General features: G+C 63.2%; 18 protein-coding genes. 8 read left to right on the top strand and 10 right to left on the bottom strand.

All coding sequences use genetic code 11. The annotated features are described in order from the left end of the window. Positions 1–224, top strand: a 224-nt coding sequence (locus CTATCC11996_RS26080) for a hypothetical protein (RefSeq protein ID WP_238532393.1), incomplete at its 5' end; no start/stop codon positions are given. A gap of 438 nt (positions 225–662) precedes the next feature. Here CTATCC11996_RS26080 and CTATCC11996_RS26075 read toward each other — a convergent pair. Next, the gene (locus CTATCC11996_RS26075) at positions 663–1241 is read right to left on the bottom strand and encodes a hypothetical protein (RefSeq protein ID WP_236597911.1); all 579 of its coding nucleotides are present in this window, start codon (positions 1239–1241) and stop codon (positions 663–665) included. A 45-nt stretch (positions 1242–1286) separates the two neighbouring features. On the opposite strand from CTATCC11996_RS26075, the gene CTATCC11996_RS04010 reads away from it, so the two are divergent. Then, a complete protein-coding gene (locus tag CTATCC11996_RS04010; RefSeq protein ID WP_003073376.1) occupies positions 1287–2141 on the top strand; it encodes a symmetrical bis(5'-nucleosyl)-tetraphosphatase in 855 nt (284 codons plus the stop codon). Between the two features lie 60 nt (positions 2142–2201). Here the strand turns inward: CTATCC11996_RS04010 and CTATCC11996_RS04005 are convergent, their stop codons facing one another. The 3 genes from CTATCC11996_RS04005 to CTATCC11996_RS03995 form a co-directional block, all read right to left on the bottom strand. Then, complete coding sequence (locus CTATCC11996_RS04005) at positions 2202–3623, bottom strand: DEAD/DEAH box helicase (protein WP_003073374.1); 1422 nt, start codon at positions 3621–3623, stop codon at positions 2202–2204. Between the two features lie 210 nt (positions 3624–3833). After that, on the bottom strand, positions 3834–4709 hold the full coding sequence (gene ypfJ / locus CTATCC11996_RS04000; RefSeq protein WP_003073372.1) for a KPN_02809 family neutral zinc metallopeptidase: 876 nt from the start codon (positions 4707–4709) through the stop codon (positions 3834–3836). Between the two features lie 143 nt (positions 4710–4852). Continuing rightward, positions 4853–5182, bottom strand: coding sequence for a hypothetical protein (locus tag CTATCC11996_RS03995; protein ID WP_003073370.1), 330 nt, complete (start codon positions 5180–5182; stop codon positions 4853–4855). 157 nt (positions 5183–5339) lie between these two features. On the opposite strand from CTATCC11996_RS03995, the gene CTATCC11996_RS03990 reads away from it, so the two are divergent. The 3 genes from CTATCC11996_RS03990 (at position 5340) to nadB (ending at position 9187) form a co-directional block, all read left to right on the top strand. Further along, the gene (locus CTATCC11996_RS03990; RefSeq protein ID WP_003073368.1) at positions 5340–6299 is read left to right on the top strand and encodes a delta(1)-pyrroline-2-carboxylate reductase family protein; all 960 of its coding nucleotides are present in this window, start codon (positions 5340–5342) and stop codon (positions 6297–6299) included. Between the two features lie 212 nt (positions 6300–6511). Then, entirely contained in the window at positions 6512–7645 is a 1134-nt protein-coding gene (gene nadA, locus CTATCC11996_RS03985) for a quinolinate synthase NadA (protein ID WP_003073365.1), read from the top strand. Between the two features lie 15 nt (positions 7646–7660). Next, positions 7661–9187, top strand: coding sequence for an L-aspartate oxidase (nadB, locus tag CTATCC11996_RS03980; protein ID WP_003073363.1), 1527 nt, complete (start codon positions 7661–7663; stop codon positions 9185–9187). A 73-nt stretch (positions 9188–9260) separates the two neighbouring features. On the opposite strand, the gene dcd is transcribed toward nadB, so the two are convergent. The 3 genes from dcd to CTATCC11996_RS03965 form a co-directional block, all read right to left on the bottom strand. After that, entirely contained in the window at positions 9261–9827 is a 567-nt protein-coding gene (gene dcd, locus CTATCC11996_RS03975; protein WP_003052512.1) for a dCTP deaminase, read from the bottom strand. A gap of 63 nt (positions 9828–9890) precedes the next feature. After that, positions 9891–11183 carry a guanine deaminase gene (gene guaD / locus CTATCC11996_RS03970; protein WP_003073360.1) on the bottom strand — a complete coding sequence of 431 codons (1293 nt, stop codon included), beginning with the start codon at positions 11181–11183 and terminating at the stop codon, positions 9891–9893. 237 nt (positions 11184–11420) lie between these two features. Further along, on the bottom strand, positions 11421–12317 hold the full coding sequence (locus tag CTATCC11996_RS03965; protein WP_003073359.1) for a LysR family transcriptional regulator: 897 nt from the start codon (positions 12315–12317) through the stop codon (positions 11421–11423). A gap of 105 nt (positions 12318–12422) precedes the next feature. Between CTATCC11996_RS03965 and glaH the strand changes: the two genes are divergently transcribed. The 3 genes from glaH (at position 12423) to CTATCC11996_RS03950 (ending at position 15181) form a co-directional block, all read left to right on the top strand. Beyond that, on the top strand, positions 12423–13346 hold the full coding sequence (gene glaH / locus CTATCC11996_RS03960; protein ID WP_003073357.1) for a glutarate dioxygenase GlaH: 924 nt from the start codon (positions 12423–12425) through the stop codon (positions 13344–13346). Between the two features lie 100 nt (positions 13347–13446). Beyond that, the gene (locus CTATCC11996_RS03955; RefSeq protein ID WP_003073354.1) at positions 13447–14688 is read left to right on the top strand and encodes an alpha-hydroxy acid oxidase; all 1242 of its coding nucleotides are present in this window, start codon (positions 13447–13449) and stop codon (positions 14686–14688) included. Between the two features lie 52 nt (positions 14689–14740). After that, entirely contained in the window at positions 14741–15181 is a 441-nt protein-coding gene (locus CTATCC11996_RS03950; protein ID WP_003073352.1) for an HIT family protein, read from the top strand. A 78-nt stretch (positions 15182–15259) separates the two neighbouring features. On the opposite strand, the gene CTATCC11996_RS03945 is transcribed toward CTATCC11996_RS03950, so the two are convergent. Genes CTATCC11996_RS03945 through CTATCC11996_RS03935 form a run of 3 tightly spaced genes read right to left on the bottom strand, consistent with a single transcriptional unit; the run spans position 15260 to position 19927 of the window. Further along, positions 15260–16555, bottom strand: a complete 1296-nt coding sequence (locus CTATCC11996_RS03945; protein WP_003073351.1) for a cytochrome c — start codon at positions 16553–16555, stop codon at positions 15260–15262. Continuing rightward, complete coding sequence (locus CTATCC11996_RS03940; RefSeq protein ID WP_003073348.1) at positions 16548–17117, bottom strand: (2Fe-2S)-binding protein; 570 nt, start codon at positions 17115–17117, stop codon at positions 16548–16550. The genes CTATCC11996_RS03945 and CTATCC11996_RS03940 overlap by 8 nt, the downstream gene beginning before the upstream one ends. After that, the gene (locus CTATCC11996_RS03935) at positions 17117–19927 is read right to left on the bottom strand and encodes a xanthine dehydrogenase family protein molybdopterin-binding subunit (RefSeq protein WP_003073346.1); all 2811 of its coding nucleotides are present in this window, start codon (positions 19925–19927) and stop codon (positions 17117–17119) included. The genes CTATCC11996_RS03940 and CTATCC11996_RS03935 overlap by 1 nt, the downstream gene beginning before the upstream one ends. Positions 19928–20047: the final 120 nt, after the last annotated feature.

Here is a 20047-nt window from a genome sequence, read left to right as displayed (position 1 = left end):
AGGTACGCCTTCATCCAAATCAATCGTCTCAATATCCCGGCGCCGCACAAGACCTTCTCGCCCAGAACGGGCAAATGGCTGCTTTGACGAGGAATAAAGCGGCCAGAGTGTTATGGCGCTCCCTTGCCTTCGCCCGGCAATACTCAAATAGTCCACCCAGCCTTCAATTCAGAAATAGGCACCAGACCTTTGAGCAGTCAGAGCCGGTCTTCCTTGCGAGTTGACCAAGCCTCAGACTCGCCCAAGAAGCAAAGCTCTCTGGCACTGACTGAGAGCCAATCACGCGGCGTCGTGATGCTCTGCTGCGCCCCATATTCCTCGACGACAAACACAATACCCCTGCTTTGGCAGGAAGTTGCTCCAGCCACCTCATCTCGCACAAGGTCTGGGGAAAAAACTGAAAAGCCAGCGCCTGCTCTCCCAGCAGGTCTTGTGCTTTCTCACCGACAACCGGCCTCTTGGGCGCGCCAATGATGCCCTGCATCTCGTCCAGCGAGCCGCAGCATGCGAAAGCCTGGAATGTCTTCCCATCCCTGCATCCGGGCAACAGCCAGGCGCAGGCCTGCAGAACCCGAGGCATCGACATTTCGCCATCCTGGCAATACATATCGGCACAAAAAGCATCAAATACGTCAAATAAATATCGTCTAAATGAAATACTTTTATGCTTCCTGATGCTCAGGCACCTCTATCAAGCCTGGCTGACGCCCCTGCTCCAAACCAGCTGCGGCTACTTCCTCGGTCATTGCAGCACGGGAAAAATCACTAATCCGCAGCAAAGTCAATATGACATGCGTTGAAAATGACAACAAACGCACAAAGGACTTTGCAGTAGACGCAACCCAGACCATGGAGCGCCTTGCCATGCAGAAACCAGCTCTGGATAGGGCTGCCCGATACGCTTTTGAGCCAGATCTCCAAAGATAATCGTTATAAATGTAATAGCAGTTACGACGATAGTCTTTGTCGAAATGGTTGCTATCTTTTCCGATATTCCCGGAGATATCGAGCAAATGGACAATCCATCTCTGTTCGCCCCCTCCCAAAAAATACAGCCGAGCACCCGCTGGAGGTAATCCAAGCTGCACGGAAGACAGAAACTGCATGGGATCGCAAGCAACTCCAGCACCGCTTGGGCGTCCTTGCTCACGAGCTCTGCCAAAGCCGGCAATCTTGCCCTGCAACCGCAAGGCCAATGGCAATTTCGACATTGCAAACACCCCGTTGAGCAGTGTCAGCAATGCAAACAGCAGAAAATCCCTGACTCGTCCATCAGAAAGAAGACCATGGCACTTTACTGTATCGGAGACATCCAGGGCTGCGATGACGCCTTCGAGCGCTTATTGCAAACCGTGGATTTTTCCGCAAGTCGGGACACACTTTACGTGCTCGGCGACCTTGTCAATCGCGGCCCCAAATCCGCCGAGGTATTGCGCCGCTGCATGCTGGCCGGTGATGCCATTCGCCCTCTGCTCGGCAATCACGACCTGCACCTGCTGGCTGCAGCGCGAGGCCTTCGCCGTCAAAGCAAGCGCGACACTCTGGCCCAGGTTCTGAGCGCACCCGATTGCGATGCCCTGCTGCACTGGCTGCGCCAGCAACCTCTGGCCCGGCTGCACACCAATGCGCTGGGTGAGAACCTTCTCATGGTGCATGCAGGCGTGCTTCCTCAATGGAGCTTGCACGATGCCATGGCCTTGAGCGCCGAAGTTCAGGCCGTTCTCCAGCATGCCGACTATGCGCGCTTTTTGCAGAATATGTACGGCAACCAGCCCGACCACTGGTCCGCCGACCTGCAAGGCGATGACAGACTGCGCTGCATCGTCAACGCCTTTACCCGTCTGCGTTTTTGCAGTGCCGACGGCGTCATGGATTTTGAGAGCGCTGAATCCGCCGATCACGCTCCCGAAGGGCAGATGCCCTGGTTCGATGTGCCGGGCCGGCTCACTGCAGATACGCCCATGGCTTTTGGTCACTGGTCCACGCTGGGCCATATCAACCGGCCCGATCTGATGGCCATGGACACCGGTTGCGTCTGGGGCGGCTGCCTCAGCATGATGAGAATCGCAGAACGCATGGACGAGCGAGAGCTGATACAGCTGCAGTGCCCGCAGGCCCAGGTGCCTGGCGCCAAGGGCTGAAGCTTCAAAAAAGAAACGCCTGCATCCGCAGGCGTTTCTTGTGGCGCGACGACCCGGTGCTCAGGAAGCCACTACAGGCGCTCTGAACAAGGCAGCGACCTTGCGCTTGGGCTTGATGCTCGCGCTCTTGACCGGGGCGACATGCTTGCTGTCCCAGGATGCGGTCTCGGCCACGCTGCTGGCCTCGTAGGGCTTGTCAAAGAAGGGATCCACGTTGGCAGGGCGCTGAGCCATGCGCGAAGGACGATGCGCATAGCCGCCACGGGGCGCTGCATCGAATTCGCGTTCACGACGTGGACGGTATTCCTCATCGCTGCGGCTGCGGCGTGGGGGACGCAAATCCAGCATGGGCGCAGGTTCGACGTCGATCTTCTTCTTGATCAGCTTTTCGATGTCGGCCACATTGCGGCTGTCATGATCGGTCACCAGGGTCACGGCCAGGCCCGATGCGCCAGCTCGGCCGGTACGGCCGATGCGGTGCACATAGTCTTCGGCGTTGAAAGGCACGTCGTAGTTGAACACGGCGGGCACATCCTTGATGTCCAGACCGCGCGCAGCCACATCGGTACAGACCAGCAGATCCACCTCACCGGCCTTGAAGGCTTCCAGCGCCTTCAGGCGCTCGTCCTGGCTCTTGTCGCCATGCAGTGCGGCGGCGCGCAGACCGTCACGCTCCAGGGCACGCGTCAGGCGCGCGCAGCCCAGCTTGCTGTTGGAGAAGATGAAGGCCTGGCGAATGTCGCGCTCCTTGAGCACGGAACGAATCGCATAGCGCTTGTCGTCATCCGTGACCTTGTAGAAGCGCTGCTCCACCGTGGATGCGGTCTCATTGGGGCGAGCCACCTCGATGGTCACCGGATCCTGCAGATAGCTGCCGGCCAGACGCTTGATCTCGGGTGAGAACGTGGCCGAGAACAGCAGCGTGGTGCGGCTCTTGGGCAGATAGGAGAGGATGCGCTGCAGATCGGGCAGAAAGCCGATATCCAGCATGCGGTCGGCCTCGTCCAGCACCACATACTCCACCTGATTGAGCACCACATTCTTGGCTTCGATATGGTCCAGCAGACGGCCGGGTGTAGCCACCAGCACCTCGACGCCTTTTTTCAGCTCGATGGTCTGGGGCTTCATATCCATGCCGCCAAACACCACGGTGCTGCGCAGCTTGGTGTGCTTGGCGTACAGGGCAATCTGTTGCGCCACCTGGTCGGCCAGCTCACGCGTGGGCAGCAGCACCAGGGCACGCACAGGGTGGCGGGCAGGCGACGCGGAGGCGTTTTCATGGCGCATCAGACGCTGCAGCAGAGGCAGGGAAAAAGCCGCCGTCTTGCCAGTGCCAGTCTGGGCTGCGCCCATGACGTCCTTGCCGGTCAATACCACCGGAATGGCCTGCGCCTGAATCGGAGTCATGGACTCATAGCCCATGTCGGCCACTGCGCGTGCCAGGGGCTCAGCCAAGTGAAGATTGGAGAAAGAGCTTGTCATTGAGGGCGTTATTGTCGCACCGAGTGGGTTTTTCGCGTTGGCTTTGTGATTTTCTGCAGGCGCAAAGCCTTCGCTCCCTCTGTTTGAGGGCAAAAAAAGCCTTGCCAATATCCCGTGCAATCTATCGGGATAACCCGAGTTTTGAATTCTGCCGCTCCAAAAACAAAGGCGTGTGACAGTGCACACGCCTGGTTCAGACCAGCCTGCGGCTCAAAGCGACTGAGCTGCGAAGGTGTCGCAGGCCTTGACGCTGCCGCTCTTGTAGCCCTGGGTGAACCAGCGCACACGCTGGGCGCTGGAGCCGTGGGTAAAGCTGTCGGGACGCACCGTGCCCGTGGCTTCACGCTGCAGCTTGTCGTCGCCGATCTGCTGTGCGGCATTCATCGCCGACTCGATATCGCCCTGCTCCAGCCAGCTCTTGGCCTGCTGCGACTTGTTGGCCCAGATGCCGGCCAGGCAGTCGGCCTGCAGCTCCAAGCGCACGGACATGGCATTTTGCTCGCGCTCGCTGACACGGCCCCGCATGCTGTCCACCTTGCCCGAGATACCCAGCAGGTTCTGCACATGATGGCCGACCTCGTGGGCCACCACATAGGCGCGCGCGAACTCACCGGGAGCGCCAAGCTGGCGACTCATGGTGTTGAAGAAGTCCATGTCCAGATAGACCTTGCGGTCGCCCGGGCAGTAAAACGGCCCCATGGCCGACTGCCCCGTGCCGCAGGCCGTGCGCGTCACGCCTGTGAACAGCACCAGCTTGGGGTTCTGATACTGAGCACCGCCTTCACGGAAGATCTGGGTCCAGACATCCTCGGTAGAAGCCAGCACCGTGGAGACAAACTTGGCCCCCTGGTCATCGCCGGCCGGGCGATGCGCCGGAGCCTGCTGCACCTGCGGCGAGCCACCACCGGAGAGCACGCCAATCGTGGTCAGCGGGTTGATGCCGAACACGCCCCACCCAATCAGCGCCAGCACCACGGTGCCGATGCCGATGCTGCGACCACCAATGGGGAAACCACCGCCACCACTACCACCGTCTCCACGGCGATCCTCGACGTTGTCCGACTCGCGGTTACCTTCCCATCTCATGGTGCTTACTCCTTTGCTGTGTTGCACACGGCCTGCGCCGGGTGGCGATATTAAGGGTTGCGGCCTCGACTGGAGGTATCAAGCTGTGCTTTTGCCGGCCCAGTCAAGCTGCAGCGCAGCATTGTTGACGTTTGGACTGGTGTTCAGCGGCCGGCAGGCGCGGAGATCTGGCTCACGCCCGGCGCGCCAGGCGCGGACTGAGGCTGGTTGCGGGCTACCTGTTCCTCCACCACATCGACCATGCTCAGAAACAGAAAGGCCACTGCCAGCAGGCCCACCACCGCCAGGACGGCCGATGCCCAGAGCTTGGCCGAAGAGGATTTGCGCGGTGCTGTCGCCTGCTGCTGGGTCGGCTCATAACTCGCAGCCGAGCCGCCATCCCGCCAGACAGGCTCGACATGACCACGGCTGGAAGGCGCTTGTGTCCAGGTAGGGTCCTTGCGTTGCCCGGAGCGGGGAGAAAAGCCAAACATGTGTGCGACAGAATCGATGAATAAGACAGTGGCTATTGTGCGCGCTGGCAGCCTTCGCCAGAAGCGTTCGTGCTGCGACATTCTGTCGGTCAACATCGGGCCGGGCTTGCAATTCTGTAAGCTCACAGGCTTGTCCGCTGCTCCTATACGACTGCCCATGAATGCCCAGACCCAGCCCTCGACAGCGTCTCTGGACGCCCGCGCCACTGCCGCACTGCTGCCATGGACCGACCTGGCCGATGAGATCGAAGCACTTTTGCACCAGCTGCAAAACAGTTGCAGTGTCTCGGTTCCACCACGCATCGTCATGCCGACGGCTGCGGGCAATTGCCTGTTCTGCATGCCGGCCACCGATGGCCAGGTAGTCATGACCAAGCTCATCAGCTTCACGCCAGGCAACGCCCAGGTGGGCAGACCAACCATTCAGGGCGATATCGTGGTTTTTGATGCATCAACAGGAGTGCGTCAGCTGATTCTGGACGGCCCCACCGTCACGGCCAGACGCACCGCAGCCGTATCGCTGCTGGCAGCGCGTCGCCTGGCCCCCAAGCCCCAAGGCCCGCTGCTCATCGTCGGCGCCGGCGTGCAGGGCAGCGCCCATCTGCAGGCTTTTGCCCATGGCCTTGGCACGCAGGAGGTCTGGATTCACTCGCGCAGCGCCAGCAGCGCGCAGCGGCTTGCAGACCAGGCCCGCGACCTGGGTCTGCATGCGCGCATCGCCGACGACCTGGAGGAAGCCGCCCGGCACTGTCCGCTGATCGTGACCTGCACGCCCGCACAGGCCGTGGTGCTGCATGAGGCGGCAAGACCCGATGCCTTTGTCTGCGCGGTCGGCGCCTTCACGCCGCAAATGGTGGAGCTGGCTCCCGAGTTGTGCCGGCGCTTTGTGCACCAGGGCCAGATCATCGTCGACACCGCCGATGCCGCGCACGAGGCCGGCGACCTGCTGCAGGCCGGCATCGAGGTCAACACCCTGCCCACGCTGGCCACCGTGGTGCAACAGGACTGGTCGCGCCCCACGAAGCCTGTGCTCTTCAAATCCTGCGGCTGGGGCGGCTGGGATCTGGCCGCCACCCGCCTGGCCCTGCGCCAGCATCTGCTCAGACAGCCCGCCTGAACACCCCCATTCGCTCATTTTTCAGAAGCATCAAGTCATTGATGAATAAGCAATCCATCCATTTTCGGGATTGCTTTCCCTAGCACTGACTGCACTGAAAAGCGACGCCATCCAGGCTAATTTGTCTCCCTGGTGACAAATTCAAAAAAAGCGGTTTTAATAATACTCAGATTGAGTATAAACATTTAACAGCACAACTCAGGATGGAGACGATGACGATCAAAACCGTGGAATTCGACCAGCCCGCCCTTGGCAGCAACCCCCAGTGCAGCACAGGCCAGGCCTGGGCCAGGGTGCTGCCGCAGCAGGACCGCCAGCAGCAGCGCGAGACGGCGCAGCGCATCAAGGCCTTGCTCAAGGAGCGCAATGCCGTCATGGTTGCCCACTACTATGTGGACGGTGCGCTGCAGGACTTCGCACGCGATACCGGCGGCTGCGTGGGCGACTCGCTGGAGATGGCACGCTTTGGCGCCAACCATCCCGCCAGGACCCTGATCGTGGCCGGCGTGCGCTTCATGGGCGAGACCGCCAAGATCCTGAGCCCCGAGAAAACCGTGCTCATGCCCGACGGCGATGCCACCTGCTCGCTGGACCTGGGCTGCCCGGCCGATGAATTCAGCCAGTTCTGCGATGCCCATCCCGATCGCACCGTGGTCGTCTATGCCAATACCAGCGCTGCCGTGAAAGCCCGGGCCGACTGGGTGGTCACCTCTTCGGTAGGGCAGGACATCGTGGCCGCCCTGCACGCACGCGGCGAGAAAATCCTGTGGGCACCCGACCGCCATCTGGGCAGCCATATCCAGCAGCAGACCGGTGCCGACATGCTGCTGTGGCAGGGCAGTTGCGTGGTCCACGACGAATTCAAGGCCGACGAGCTGCAAGCCCTGGCCAGCGCCCACCCCGAGGCCGCGATTCTGGTTCATCCCGAATCGCCGGCCGCAGTCACGGCACTGGCCGATGTGGTGGGCTCCACCACCCAGCTGATTGCCGCCGTGGGCAAGCTGCCCACCGACACCTTCATCGTCGCCACCGACCAGGGCATTCTTCACGACATGCGCCAGCGCTATCCGGGCAAGCACTTTCTGGCTGCCCCGACGGCGGGCACGGGCGGCAGTTGCAAAAGCTGTGCCTTCTGCCCCTGGATGGCCATGAACAGCCTGCCGGGCGTGGAGCGGACCCTGCTGCAAGGCAGCGGTGCCATCGAGCTTGATCCGGCGCTGGGCCTGGCCGCCCGCAGGCCCATACAGCGCATGCTGGATTTTGCCGCTGCCCAGCGCCAGCCGGTACGCGCCAGCGGCGAGCTGGAACGCGACGCGGCCCTGTTCCAGAACTTCGGTCCGGCCTGAGCGAGGACAAGCACCATGCCCCAATCTCAGACTTGCAGCGATGTGCTCATCATCGGCTGCGGACTGGCCGGCCTGACGCTGGCACTCAGCCTGCCCAGCACACTGCGCATTACCGTGCTCAGCAAAAGCAGTGCCAGCGAATGCGCCAGCGCCTGGGCCCAAGGCGGCGTTGCCGCCGTGCTGGATCCCGCCGACAGCCTGGAAGCGCATGTTCAGGACACGCTGATCGCCGGTGCCGGCCTCTGCGACGAAGGCGCCGTGCGCCGCATCCTGGAGCAAGGCCCTCAGGCGATCGCCTGGCTGCAAGCCCTGGGCGTGCCCTTCAGCACCGATGCCGACGCCCGCCTGCACCTGACACGCGAAGGCGGCCACAGCGCGCGGCGCATTGTGCATGCGGCCGACCGCACCGGGCAGGCCGTGCACCAGACCTTGCTGCAGGCCTGCCAAGATCTGAAGCACATCACCTTGCTGCAGCATTGCACTGCCATGGAACTGCTGCAGGACGCTCAGCAGCGCTGCGTGGGCGCCAGCGTGCGCAATGCCGATGGCCAGCAGCAGCCCATGCTGGCCAGCCATACGGTGCTGGCCACGGGCGGCATGGGCCAGATCTACCCCAGCACCACCAATCCGGCCACGGCAACCGGCGACGGCATTGCCATGGCCTGGCGTGCGGGCTGTGTCGTGCGCGACCTGGAGTTCATGCAGTTTCATCCCACAGCCTTGCAGGTGGGCGGCCGGTCCGTGGGCCTGGTCTCGGAAGCGCTGCGCGGCGAAGGAGCCCTGCTGTGCCTGCCGGACCAGCAAGGCCGGCCCGGCGAGCGCTTCATGCTGCGCCATGACCCGCGCGCAGAGCTGGCACCGCGCGATATCGTGGCCCGCGCCATCGACCGCGAAATGCGCGCCCACCAGTTGCCCCATGTGCTGCTGGACATCACACACCGCAGCCGCGACTGGCTGGAGCAGCATTTCCCCGGCGTCATGGCGCTGTGCGCGGCGCACGGCATAGACATCGCCACCCAGGCCATCCCTGTCGCCCCCTGCGCCCACTATGCCTGCGGCGGCGTGCAGGCCCATGTGGACGGTCGCACTGCCGTGGCCGGGCTATGGGCGATTGGCGAGGTGGCCCGCACCGGCCTGCATGGAGCCAACCGCCTGGCCAGCAACTCGCTGCTGGAGTGCGTGGTCATGGGCAGGTCTGCCGCGCTGCGCATGGCCGAGCAGCCCCTGCACAAACCTGCTGCCATTCATGGCAGGCCGCGCAAGCCCGGCAAGAACCTGAGCGCTGAAAGCCAGCAGGAGATGCGGCAGTCGCTGCAGCAGCTCATGCTGCACAACGTGGGCATTGTGCGCAGCAACCACAGCCTGATTGCGGCGGCCAAGCAACTGGTGCTGTGGCGCGCCCAATGGCGCGGTGCCGACCCAGCACTACGCAACCAGCTGGCCCTGTGCAGACTGATGGTGGACGCGGCGCTGCAGCGCCATGCCAGCGTGGGCGCGCACTGCAATCTGGACTGGCCGGCGCTCGAAGCGGCAGCCGCCTGATCTGGTCCGGCAGCCCAGGAAAGCAAAAAGCCCGCCGTATCCGCAGCGGGCTTTCTTGGCGAAGCAACAGGCCTCAGGCCTTGGGCAGGGTCACGCCATGCTGGCCCTGGTACTTGCCGTTGCGGTCCTTGTAGCTGACTTCGCATTGCTCGTCGCCCTGGAAAAACAGCACCTGGGCGCAGCCTTCGCCTGCATAGATCTTGGCCGGCAGCGGCGTGGTGTTGGAGAACTCCAGCGTCACATAGCCTTCCCACTCGGGCTCGAAGGGCGTCACGTTGACGATGATGCCGCAGCGCGCATAAGTGCTCTTGCCCAGGCAGACGGTCAGCACGTCGCGGGGAATGCGGAAGTACTCGACCGTGCGGGCCAGCGCAAAGCTGTTGGGCGGGATGATGCAGTAGTCGCCCTCAAAGTCGACAAAGCTCTTCTCGTCAAAATTCTTGGGGTCCACCACCGTGCTGTGGATATTCGTGAAGACCTTGAATTCGCGGGCGCAGCGGATGTCGTAGCCATAGCTCGAAGTGCCGTAGCTGATGATCTTCTTGCCGTCGACCTGGCGCACCTGGCCAGGCTCGAAAGGCTCGATCATGCCGTGCTGCTCCGCCATCTGACGGATCCATTTGTCGCTCTTGATGCTCATTAGAAGTCCTGTATCGCTTGATTTTTCATAGCGTTGTGCGCTCACAAATCAAGCGCAAGACCGCTATTTTGCTTGAGAAACAATGGTTTGCTCAATCAGGCGGTCATCTCCGAGGATGATCATGGCAAACAGCAGCTCGTCCAGATTGCGTGCCTGGGCCGTCTTGCGCGCCAGCAGCGGCGTGCAGCCGGGGTTGATGACGACCAGGTCGGCCTCGCAGCCCGGCTGCAGATTGCCGATCACGCCCTGCAGACCGAGCGCACGCGCAGCGCCTGCCGTGTGCTGCCACCACAGGTTCTGCGGCGACAGGCTCTGGCCCTGCTTGGCATGGCCTTCGCGCCCCACCACATAGGCGGCCTGCATGGTGCGAAACGGCGAGAAGCTCATGCCGCCGCCCACGTCGCTGGCCAGGCCGTAAAGCATGCCGGCCTCATCGGCCTTGAGGTAGTCGAAATAGCCGCTGGCCAGAAACTGGTTGCTGGTCGGGCTGATGGCCGCTGCCGAGCGCGTGTCGTGCATGAGCTGGCGGTCGGTTTCATCGAGCCAGATGCTGTGCGCATAGACGGCGCGCTCGCGCATCAGGCCGAAGTCGTCATAGACGGCCAGATAGCTGCGTGACTCGGGGAACAGTTCCTTGACCCAGGCAATCTCGTCCAGGTTCTCTGCCACATGGGACTGAATCCAGACATCGCCGTACCTGGCCGCCAGCTCGCCCGCACCGCGCAGCTGCGCTTCGGTGCTGGTGGGTGCAAAGCGCGGCGTGATCGCATAACCCAGGCGGTCCACGCCATGCCAGCGCTGGATCAGCGTCTCGGTATCGATCAGGCTTTGCTCGGTGTCGTCGCGCACGCCATCGGGGCTGTTGCGGTCCTGCAGCACCTTGCCGGCAATCATGCGCATGCTGCGCTTTTGCGCTGCCGTCATGATGGCATCCACCGATGTCGGATGCGAGGTTGCAAAGGCCAGCGCCGTGGTCACGCCGTTGCGCAGCAGCTCGTTCATGAAGAAATCGGCCACGCCATCGGCATATTCGCTGTCGTGGAAGCGTGACTCATGCGGGAAGGTGTAGTTCTCCAGCCAGGGCAGCAGGCCTGGGGCCGGTGCGCCGATCACATCGGTCTGCGGGTAGTGGATGTGCAGGTCGACAAAGCCCGGTGCCAGCAGCTTGCCGGGCAGGTGAATGACTTGCACGCCTTCGCGCTCAAGATACTGGTCGGCCAGCGCCTGCCAGCTGCCCGCAGCCACCACGCGCTGCACGCCCGCGGCATCGGGAGCAATCGCCAGCAAGGCGTCGGAGTCATAAACCGCTTGGCCGTCATCGGCGAAGCGCAGCAGGGCACTACGATAGATTTTCATGGACCAGAGCTTACGCGCCCGCTCTTGCGTGCGGAACACGGCTGCGCTTATAGAGGCTATATGGCTGCGCACAGGCCAGCGCTCACGCTATCAATAACAAAGCTTATTGCGCTTACTGTGCTTAAATTTCAATGCCTTTTATATCTGAAATTTAATATTAACAGGAGCCATAAGCTATCATTTTAGACAGATCAAAAGGTCTGAACCCGAAGCTTCCCACTGCCCGCAGCCGCATGGCTACGCGGCGCAGCTTCTGGCCACGGCCAGAAAGGCGCGCACCGCAGGCGAGTTCTCGCGCTCGCGGTAGGCCAGCGCCATGTGCACGCTTTCCTTGAAGTCGCGCAGCGGCCTGAAGGCCACGCCCGGCTGATTGAGCAGGCGGTTCGACTCGGGCAGCACCACAATGCCGTAGCCCGCGGCCGCCAGGCTGGTCGCCGTAACGAAGTCGTTGACGCGATAGGCCTCGCGTGCCGAAAACCCGGCCGTCTCGGCCAGCCGCGCCAGCACCTCGGCAAAGCCTTCGCTTTCGTTGATGAACTGCGGCGCAATAAAGGTCTGGCCGCGCAGATCGGCCACGCTGATGGATTCATGGCGTGCCAGCGGGTGGTTCTCGGCCAGAGCCACCATGAAGGGCTCGCTGTGCACGATGACCGCCTTGACCCCCTCGGGGTAGCGCCGGCGCGGCCGCAGCAGACCAGCATCGATCTCGCCCTGCTGCAGCGCCTGCAGCTGGCGCGGCGTCTCCATGGCCAGCACCTGCATATGCACCTGCTCATGGCCGGGGCGGAACTGCGTGAGCATGCGCGCCAGCACACCCGAGGTCACGGACGAGGAGATATAGCCCAGCTTGACATGGCCGCTCATGCCCTGGGCCGCCAGTTGCCCGATCTGCTGGGCCCGCTCCATATGGCGCAGCACGGCCACGGCCTCGTCATAAAGCAGCTCCCCCGCATCGGTCAGCGTGATGGGCTTGCGCTTGTTGCGCTGCAGCAGGCGCACGCCCAGCTGCTGCTCCAGCTGCTGCACCTGCACGCTGACGGCGGACTGGGCCACGCCCAGCTTGTCGGCGGCACGCGAGAAATGCAGTTCCTGGGCCACGGTGACGAAGTGCTCGAGTTGGCGGTAGCTGAGCATGATTTTTAATCTGAATTTCTTATCAAAAAATGCATTTAACCCCGTAGATCGTATCAAACAAGAAGTGTTCAATCACACCATTCCTGATTGAAGCACCCACCCACCATGAACGCTACGACCCCCCAGCACCTGATCCAGCCTGCCGCCTACGAGATCAGTACTCACCCCGAGCATTCCCGCCTGCTCAAACTGAGCCTGAACGCCGATGCACTGAACGCCTTCCTGGCCGACGTGCGCGATATCGACGTGCAGAACCTTGAGTACGTGCCTTTCATGCGCTTTCACCTGGCGCGCCGCCTGAAGGCCCACATGGGTGCCGACTTTGGCCAGACCCTGGTGAACATCATCAAGGACCGCAGGCATGGCGGCTTTGTGCTGGGCCTGGAAGGCGTGAGTCAGGATAGCGACGACTACGTGAAGTTCGGCACCGCCATCGGCCACATCCTGGGCCCGGCCAACCACGACTCCATGTCCAACAAGTACTACGCACGTTTCCTGGTCAAGCACACCGACGCCAGCGACTCGTATCTGCGCCAGGCCTACCGCCTGTTCACCATGCACACCGACGGCACCTTCGTGACCGAAGCCACCGACTGGCTGCTAATGATGAAGTTCGACGAGCAGAACGCCGTGGGTGGCGAGTCGCGCTTTCTGCACCTGGACGACTGGAGCGAGCTGGAGCGCTTCGTGAAGGACCCGCTGGGCGCCAGGCCCCTGCTGTACAAGGCTCCGGGCTCCAAGAACGTGAACGAGCGCGTCGAGCGCCCCGTGTTCTTCCACGGCGAGTTCGGCCTGTCGATCTCCTTCATCGACCAGTTCGTGCAACCGGCCAACGACGCCGAAGCCGAATATCTGCAGAACCTGTCGGAATCGATGGAAAATTCGTCCGGCACCCGCACCGTCAGCCTGCCCGCCGGCGACCTGGTGGTTCTGAACAACTACTTCTATGTGCACGGCCGCGCACCGTTCGAGCGTAACGAGCAACTGCACCGCGAGCTGATGCGTCAGCGCGGTACATTCGCTCAGTAAACCTTGAACACCTGATGTTTCTGTCACGCCCCCGTGCACCGCAAGTGTGCGGGGGCGTAGCCAGTTAAACCCCTGAATTTCGCTCCCGAGGCGCCCTACCATGGCATCGTCACAAGCCCCTGCTGCAAACGCAGCCCCCGCTCCCAAAGCGCAAGCCGCCTACGGCCAACGCGCAGGGCTTCCCCGTCACCTGCAGAGCATCCTGTCGCTGCATGACTTCGAGGCCGCCGCACGCAAGCACCTGCCCCGCCCTCTGTTTGGCTATGTCTCCGGCGCCGCCGAAGACTGCGTCTCGCTGCAGGCCAACCGTGACAGCTTCCAGCAATACGGCTTCAGCTCCAGGGTCATGGTGGACGTGTCCAAGCGCAACCAGAAGGTCGAGCTGTTCGGCCAGACCTGGGACTCGCCATTTGGCGTGGCCCCAGTGGGCATCAGCGCCATCTCTGCCTACCGCGGTGATCTGGTGCTGGCGCAGACGGCGGCTGCCAGCCGCATTCCCGCCATCATGAGCGGCACCTCCCTGATCCCCATGGAAGAAGTGGCCAAGGCTGCACCGTCGACCTGGTTCCAGGCCTATCTGCCCGGCGACACCACGCGCATCGACGGTCTGATCGAGCGCATCGAAGCCGCTGGCTTCGGCACCCTGGTGATCACCGTGGACATCCCCGTCTGGGCCAACCGCGAAAACAATGTGCGCACCGGCTTCTCGATGCCTCTGCGCCCCTCGCTGCGCCTGGCTTATGACGGCATCACCCGCCCGCGCTGGATGCTGGGCACCATGCTGCGCACGCTGATCAACCACGGCATGCCGCACTTCGAGAATTCGTTTGCCACGCGCGGCGCGCCTTTGCTGTCGGGCACCGCCATCCGCGACACCTCGGGCCGCGACCACCTGAACTGGAAGAACATCGAACGCATTCGCCAGCGCTGGAAGGGCAACCTCATCATCAAGGGCATCCTCAACGAAGACGATGCCGTGATGGCCGCCGATATCGGCGCGCAAGGCATCGTGGTCTCCAACCACGGCGGCCGCCAGCTCGATGGCGTGGTTGCCCCTCTGCAGATGCTGCCCTATGTGGTGGACCGCGTGGGCCACCGCACGGCCGTGATGATGGACAGCGGCATACGCCGCGGCAGCGATGTGCTCAAGGCCGTGGCCTTGGGCGCGCGCATGGTGTTCCTGGGCCGCCCCTTCATGTATGCCGCTGCCGTGGGCGGTGCGCAGGGCGTGGATCACGCCATCACCTTGCTGCGTGACGAGGTGGATCGCAATATGGCCATGCTGGGCGCGACATCCATGGCCGAGATCACCCGCGACTGCCTGCGCGCGACGCGGTCCTGAAACCGCTCTGCCTCTAAGATGGAGCGCTTGAACCATAAAAAAGGAGAGCGTCATGCCCATGTTTGTAGACCACTCGCCCCCTGGCGAGTGCATTTTCTGCAAGCTCGTCAAAGGGGAGATTCCATCGGCCAAGATCTATGAGGACGATTTGACCATCGCCTTCATGGACATCGGTCAGGCCACGCGAGGCCATGTGCTGGTGGCCAGCAAGCGCCATGCCGTCAATCTGCTGGAGCTGACGCCCGAGGAAGCCGGCGCAGTGATGCAGACGGCCCAGCGCGTGGCGGCCGCAGTGAACAAGGCCTTCGATCCCGACGGCATCAATATCTTCCAGGCCAATGGCGCGCCGGCAGGGCAGACAGTGTTTCACTTTCACCTGCATGTGCTGCCGCGCTTCGAGGGCGATGGCCTGTCCGTGGTCTGGCAGCGCGAGGAACCGGGCTTTGCCGTGCTGGGCGAGCTGGCCGAGAAAATCAAAGCCGAATTCGCCTGAATCGAATCACTATTAAAAAAGAGCTGCCAGCGCTTGATGGATAAGCGCTGGCAGCTCTTTTTGCTTGAAACCCCTGCTTTAGTGGGATTCAGCGCTCTTGATCACATCAGCCACCTGCGCCGGCGTCACATCGCCCTTCTGGCGGCCCCAGCGCAGGCGCATGTAGTTCACCAGATCGGCCATGTCTTCGTGGCTGAGCTGATCGGCAAAACCGGGCATCGCCTGCATGCGCTCGCCATGGGCCAGATCGCGCTCGGGCAGGCCTTCGCGGATCACGCGCACCAGATTCAGCGGCGTGGGGAACATGGCCGTGGTGTTGGTGTCGAGGCGCAGCGAGGAATGCGGCTGACCCTGACCATCGACGCCGTGGCAGCCTGCGCACAGACCGACGTAGATGCGTTCGCCATTGGCCGAGGTCGGGGTCTGAGGCGCTTCGGCCGCTAGCTTGACTGAGGGCTTCTCACCCTGCATCAGATAGGCGGCCATGGCCTTGAGGTCGGCTTCCTCCATATGCGCACTCGAATGCTGGAGCACGGGGAACATGCCCATGGTCATCACACCCTGGGGCGAGAGGCCGGTGCGCAGAAACTGCACCAGGTCCTGCTCGCTCCAGCCGCGCTCGGCCATGGCCTTGGGGCGCAGGTCGGGGGCGTAAGCGCCTTCGATCACATTGCCCGCCAGCGACTTGCTGAGGTCCATGGCAAAGCTGCTGGTGCGCGGTGTGTGGCATTCGCCGCAGTGACCCAGGGTATTAACCAGATAAGCACCGCGATCGAGCGTATTGGCTGCCTCGGAGGCTGGTTCGCCCGCAGGACGCTCCAGCGCATTCCACAGCGCCAGACCGGGGCGGATGCTGAACGGGAAGTTCATCTCAGGCTGGCGGTTGGCCACCTCCACCGCAGGCTGGGCCTGCAGCCAGACCCAGAGCGCATCGACATCGGCGCGCGTGATGTCGTGGTAGCTGGCATAAGGCATGGCGGGGTACAGGTTCTTGCGCCCCGGTGCCATGCCGCGCGCCACGGCGCGATACAGATCGTCGGCCGACCACTGGCCTATGCCATGCTCCCTCGAGGGCGAGATATTCGTGCCGTACAGCGTGCCCATGGGCGTGACCATGGCCATGCCGCCGGCCAGCTCAGCGCCCGTGGTGGGCGAGCTGTGGCAGGCCGCGCAGTCGGCAGCGCGAAACACCTGCAGGCCGCGGTCGAACAGCTTCTGCTTTTGCTCGGCGCTGATGTTGGCAAAGTCCACCGTGGCAGGCGGCACGCTGCCGCTTGCACTGCCCGCGATATACATGCCGCCCAGCACCACCACGGCTGCGGCGGCAAGGCCTGCGGCGATCTTGGTGAACTTGCTGCGTTGAGCTTTATCCATGACGGCTGACCTCCCGCGTGCGCTGGCCCGTGGTCAGGCCTGGCGTGGCCAGAATCAGGTCGCGCACGGCGTGGTAGTAGCGCACATAGCCGGTACAGCGACAGATATGCTTGTCCAGCGCGGCTTCCACGGCTTCTTCCACAGCGTTGGCATCCACGGGCCTGGCATGCAGTTGCTCCATCAGCACGGTGGCCGAGTTCACAAAACCCGGTGTGCAATAGCCGCACTGAAACGAGAAATGCTCGAGGAATGCTTTTTGCACGGCAGAGGCCGTGATCTGGCCCTTGTCATCGGTGCTGGCCGCGCCTTCGATGGTGCGCAGGCTTTTGCCATTGAGCCAGGCCACGCCAGTCACGCAGGCGGGCACGGTGTGCGAGCCCTTGCCGGGCTCGTCCACGATGATGGTGCAGGCGCGGCACACACCTTGACCGCAGCCAAGGCGCGTACCGTTCAAGCCCGCATATTCCTGCAGGAACTCGATCATCATCAGATCCTTGGGCAGCTCATGCGGGCCGGTCTTTTGACCGTTGATGGTGGCGGAAAACTGGATACGTTGCTGCATCACAATGCCTTTTTGATTCGCTCCGCGCTCAGCGGCAGTTGATAGAAGCGCTTGCCGGTGGCATGGGCCACAGCATTGGCGCAGGCAGCGACGACGGGAATCATCACCACTTCGGCCATGCCCTTGGGCGGGTCGGTGCGCGAGACCGGAGGCAGCACATGGCCCTCGGCCGTCCACACAGCCAGTTCACTGGCGCGCGGCAGGTGGTAGCGGTTGAAGTTCCAGCTGCCGTTGCCGGGGCCGCTCGGCCCCAGGGGCAGCTCTTCGTACAGGGCGTGGCCGATACCCATGGCCACGCCGCCCTGCAACTGCCCCGAGACCAGCTCCGGCACGATCTGCGAGCCGCATTCCAGCCAGGTCTTGTGCCCCAGCAGCGTCACCTTGCCGGTGCCCGTGGATACGGCCAACTCCACTAGCGTGGCGCAAGGCGCGTAGTACACCGCGCCCGCCGCCAGACGGTGCACCGGCGGATAGCTGACCTTGACGCGCGGCTGGAAGGCATAGCCGGCACTGTCCATCGCGGCCTTTTTGGCCGCATCGGCACCATTACCAAAGCGAACGGACAGCGCATCGATCTCGGCAGCAAAGCGCTTGCCGCCCAGCTCGAACTCGGCACTGGCCCAGGAGCGGCGATTGAAGGTGTGGACGCAGACACCGGTGACCAGACCCAGCTCATGGGCGCGTGCGGCCAGGCGCTCCAGCGTCAAGGGCTCCATGGCTCCGGCCACCAGCTTGCCATCCTTCCACTCGGCTTCATCGAGCGAGACCGGCATGCCCTGCAGCGGCCCGCCAAACGGGTTGCCCCAGATGGACAGCGCCGCAGGCCACAGACCATGGGCCAGCAGCAGCTTGGCGGCCTGGCGCGTGGTGTGGGTGAAGTAGTAGGCAGAATTGGAGGCCGATTGCGGCGAAGTGAAGCTAGGCACCCAGTACGGGTCCTGCGACTGGCGATCCTCATCGGCCTGGGGTGTGGAGTTGGGTTGCTCCTGCGTATGCACGGGCATCTCGGGCCATTTCTGCGCCGCAAACTCCACCTCGTCCACAGGGCGGCCGAGAAAGGGCTCTGCCGCCAGCATCTGCGCCGTAGTGGTGCCGGTGCCGATTTCTGCCGTGATGTGCTTCATCTTGAGCTTGCCTTCGGGCGATAGCTCGATCAATGCCAGCGCGGCTTCGCCGGCGGTACCAAAGCTTTTTTGCACCGAGGCAAAACCCACACCGTAGCGCATGCCGGGATTGGCGGCCTCGTACTCGGCCTTGCGTTGGGCACGGTTCACCCACACCGGGTCCTTGGCGGCCAGGGCCAGAATCTCGCCAATGCGCAACTGGCCCGCAGGCACGGCGCCCTGGGTGTTGCGCAAACCTGTACGCAGCATATTCTTCTGGCGCAGCGCGATGGCATCCATGCCGATCCGCTCGGCAATTTCATCGACCAGCATTTCGGTCGGAGCCATGGACTGCAGCGTGCCGTAGCCGCGCACCGACCCTGCCGTGACCTCGCTGCTGGGGAAGACGGCCACCGACAGATTGCTCTTGGGAAAGTAGTACACCGACTGCGAAGACGCGACACCGAGCGTGCCCACCGAGGGGCTGAAGTTCATCGTGCCGCCGCCGTCGCCGCGCATATCCACCGAGAAGGCCTGGAACTGCCCCTCGGCATCCACGGCAATCGTGGTCTTAAGGTCAAACGGGTGTCGCTTGAGCGCGAACTGGAAATGCTGCCAGCGATCCAGCGCCAGCCGCACCGGGCGGCCTTGCGCATACAGCGCCGCCAGACCCACGTAGAACGGGAAGGAGTGGTGCTCCTTCTGCCCGTAGCCCACGGTGTAGGCGCTCAGATAATCCATTTCCTTGAGCGCAAAGCGGCTGGCCTTGACCATGCCGACCACATGGCCCGCCGTGGCGTAGGGCGCCTGGGTGGCGCCCACCATATGCATCACGCCCCTGCCCTCTTCATACCAGGCCAGGCCGTTTTCAGGCTCCAGCGCGGCAGGGTCCATGGACTGGCTGTGGTAGTCGCGCGAGAAGACCTTGGTGCCCTCGGGCGGCTGCTTGAGCCATTGCTGGATCTGGGCCGAGTACTGCATGGCCTTGCCATGCTTGGCATCGTCCACGCCGGGCCATTGCAGCTCGGGGCCTGTCAGCTGCGGGCGCACGATACCGTTGTACAGCGGCGCGTACAGATCGGGCTCGTCATGCCTGTCGGCTCCCATGCGCACATAGCGCGCGGCCACATAGGGCTTGCGTCTGGGCGGTGTGGCGGCTGCGCCCCACCGGAAGATGCCTTCGTTGAAACGCAGCAGGCGCACGGCTTCACGGTAGCGCTCGTAGTCGTGCCAGATGCCCAGGGCCACGGGCTGGCCCAGCATGGGCGAGACCTGGCCCTTGGGCAAGAAGTAGCTGCCGTAAAAACCCGGCTCGGGCATGTGCACGCCATCGGCCTCGGCGCGCTCGGCATCCACCAGCACATCGGGAGCAAAGTCCTTGCCCAGCACGGACAGGTCCAGACCTTCGTAGGTGCGGTCGGCACGCGGAACCATGATCAAAAGCGCATGGGACTGCCTGTCGGGCCAGCCCGCCATGTCGCGCGCGCGCAGGTCGATGGCAAACAGCTTCTGGCCCGTGACCTTGGCCATGCCGTCGCGGCGGTAGCGCAGCCGGCCTCCGTCCATCCAGCCAGCGTCCTGACCGTTTGCCGGCTCGACCATCTGCGCCAGCGCCAGCTCCAGCGGACGCACTGCGGCAACCACCCCCAGGGCGGCCGCAGCCTTCAAAAAGCTGCGCCGGCTCAAATCCGATTTGGGCACATTCATTCTCCAGTGAGCAGACCGAAGCGGCGGCAGGCCAGCACTCCGGTCGCAATTGACTCGCAGCGCTGCCCGACAACCGGGGCAGCGCTCGGATATCTGCACGTCGACCGGCACTTCGACCGG

The sequence above is a fragment of the Comamonas testosteroni ATCC 11996 genome (genome assembly GCF_000241525.1).
In the GTDB taxonomy this organism is placed as follows: Bacteria; Pseudomonadota; Gammaproteobacteria; order Burkholderiales; family Burkholderiaceae_C; genus Comamonas; species Comamonas testosteroni.
This window is presented reverse-complemented; position numbering and strand designations above follow the sequence as displayed.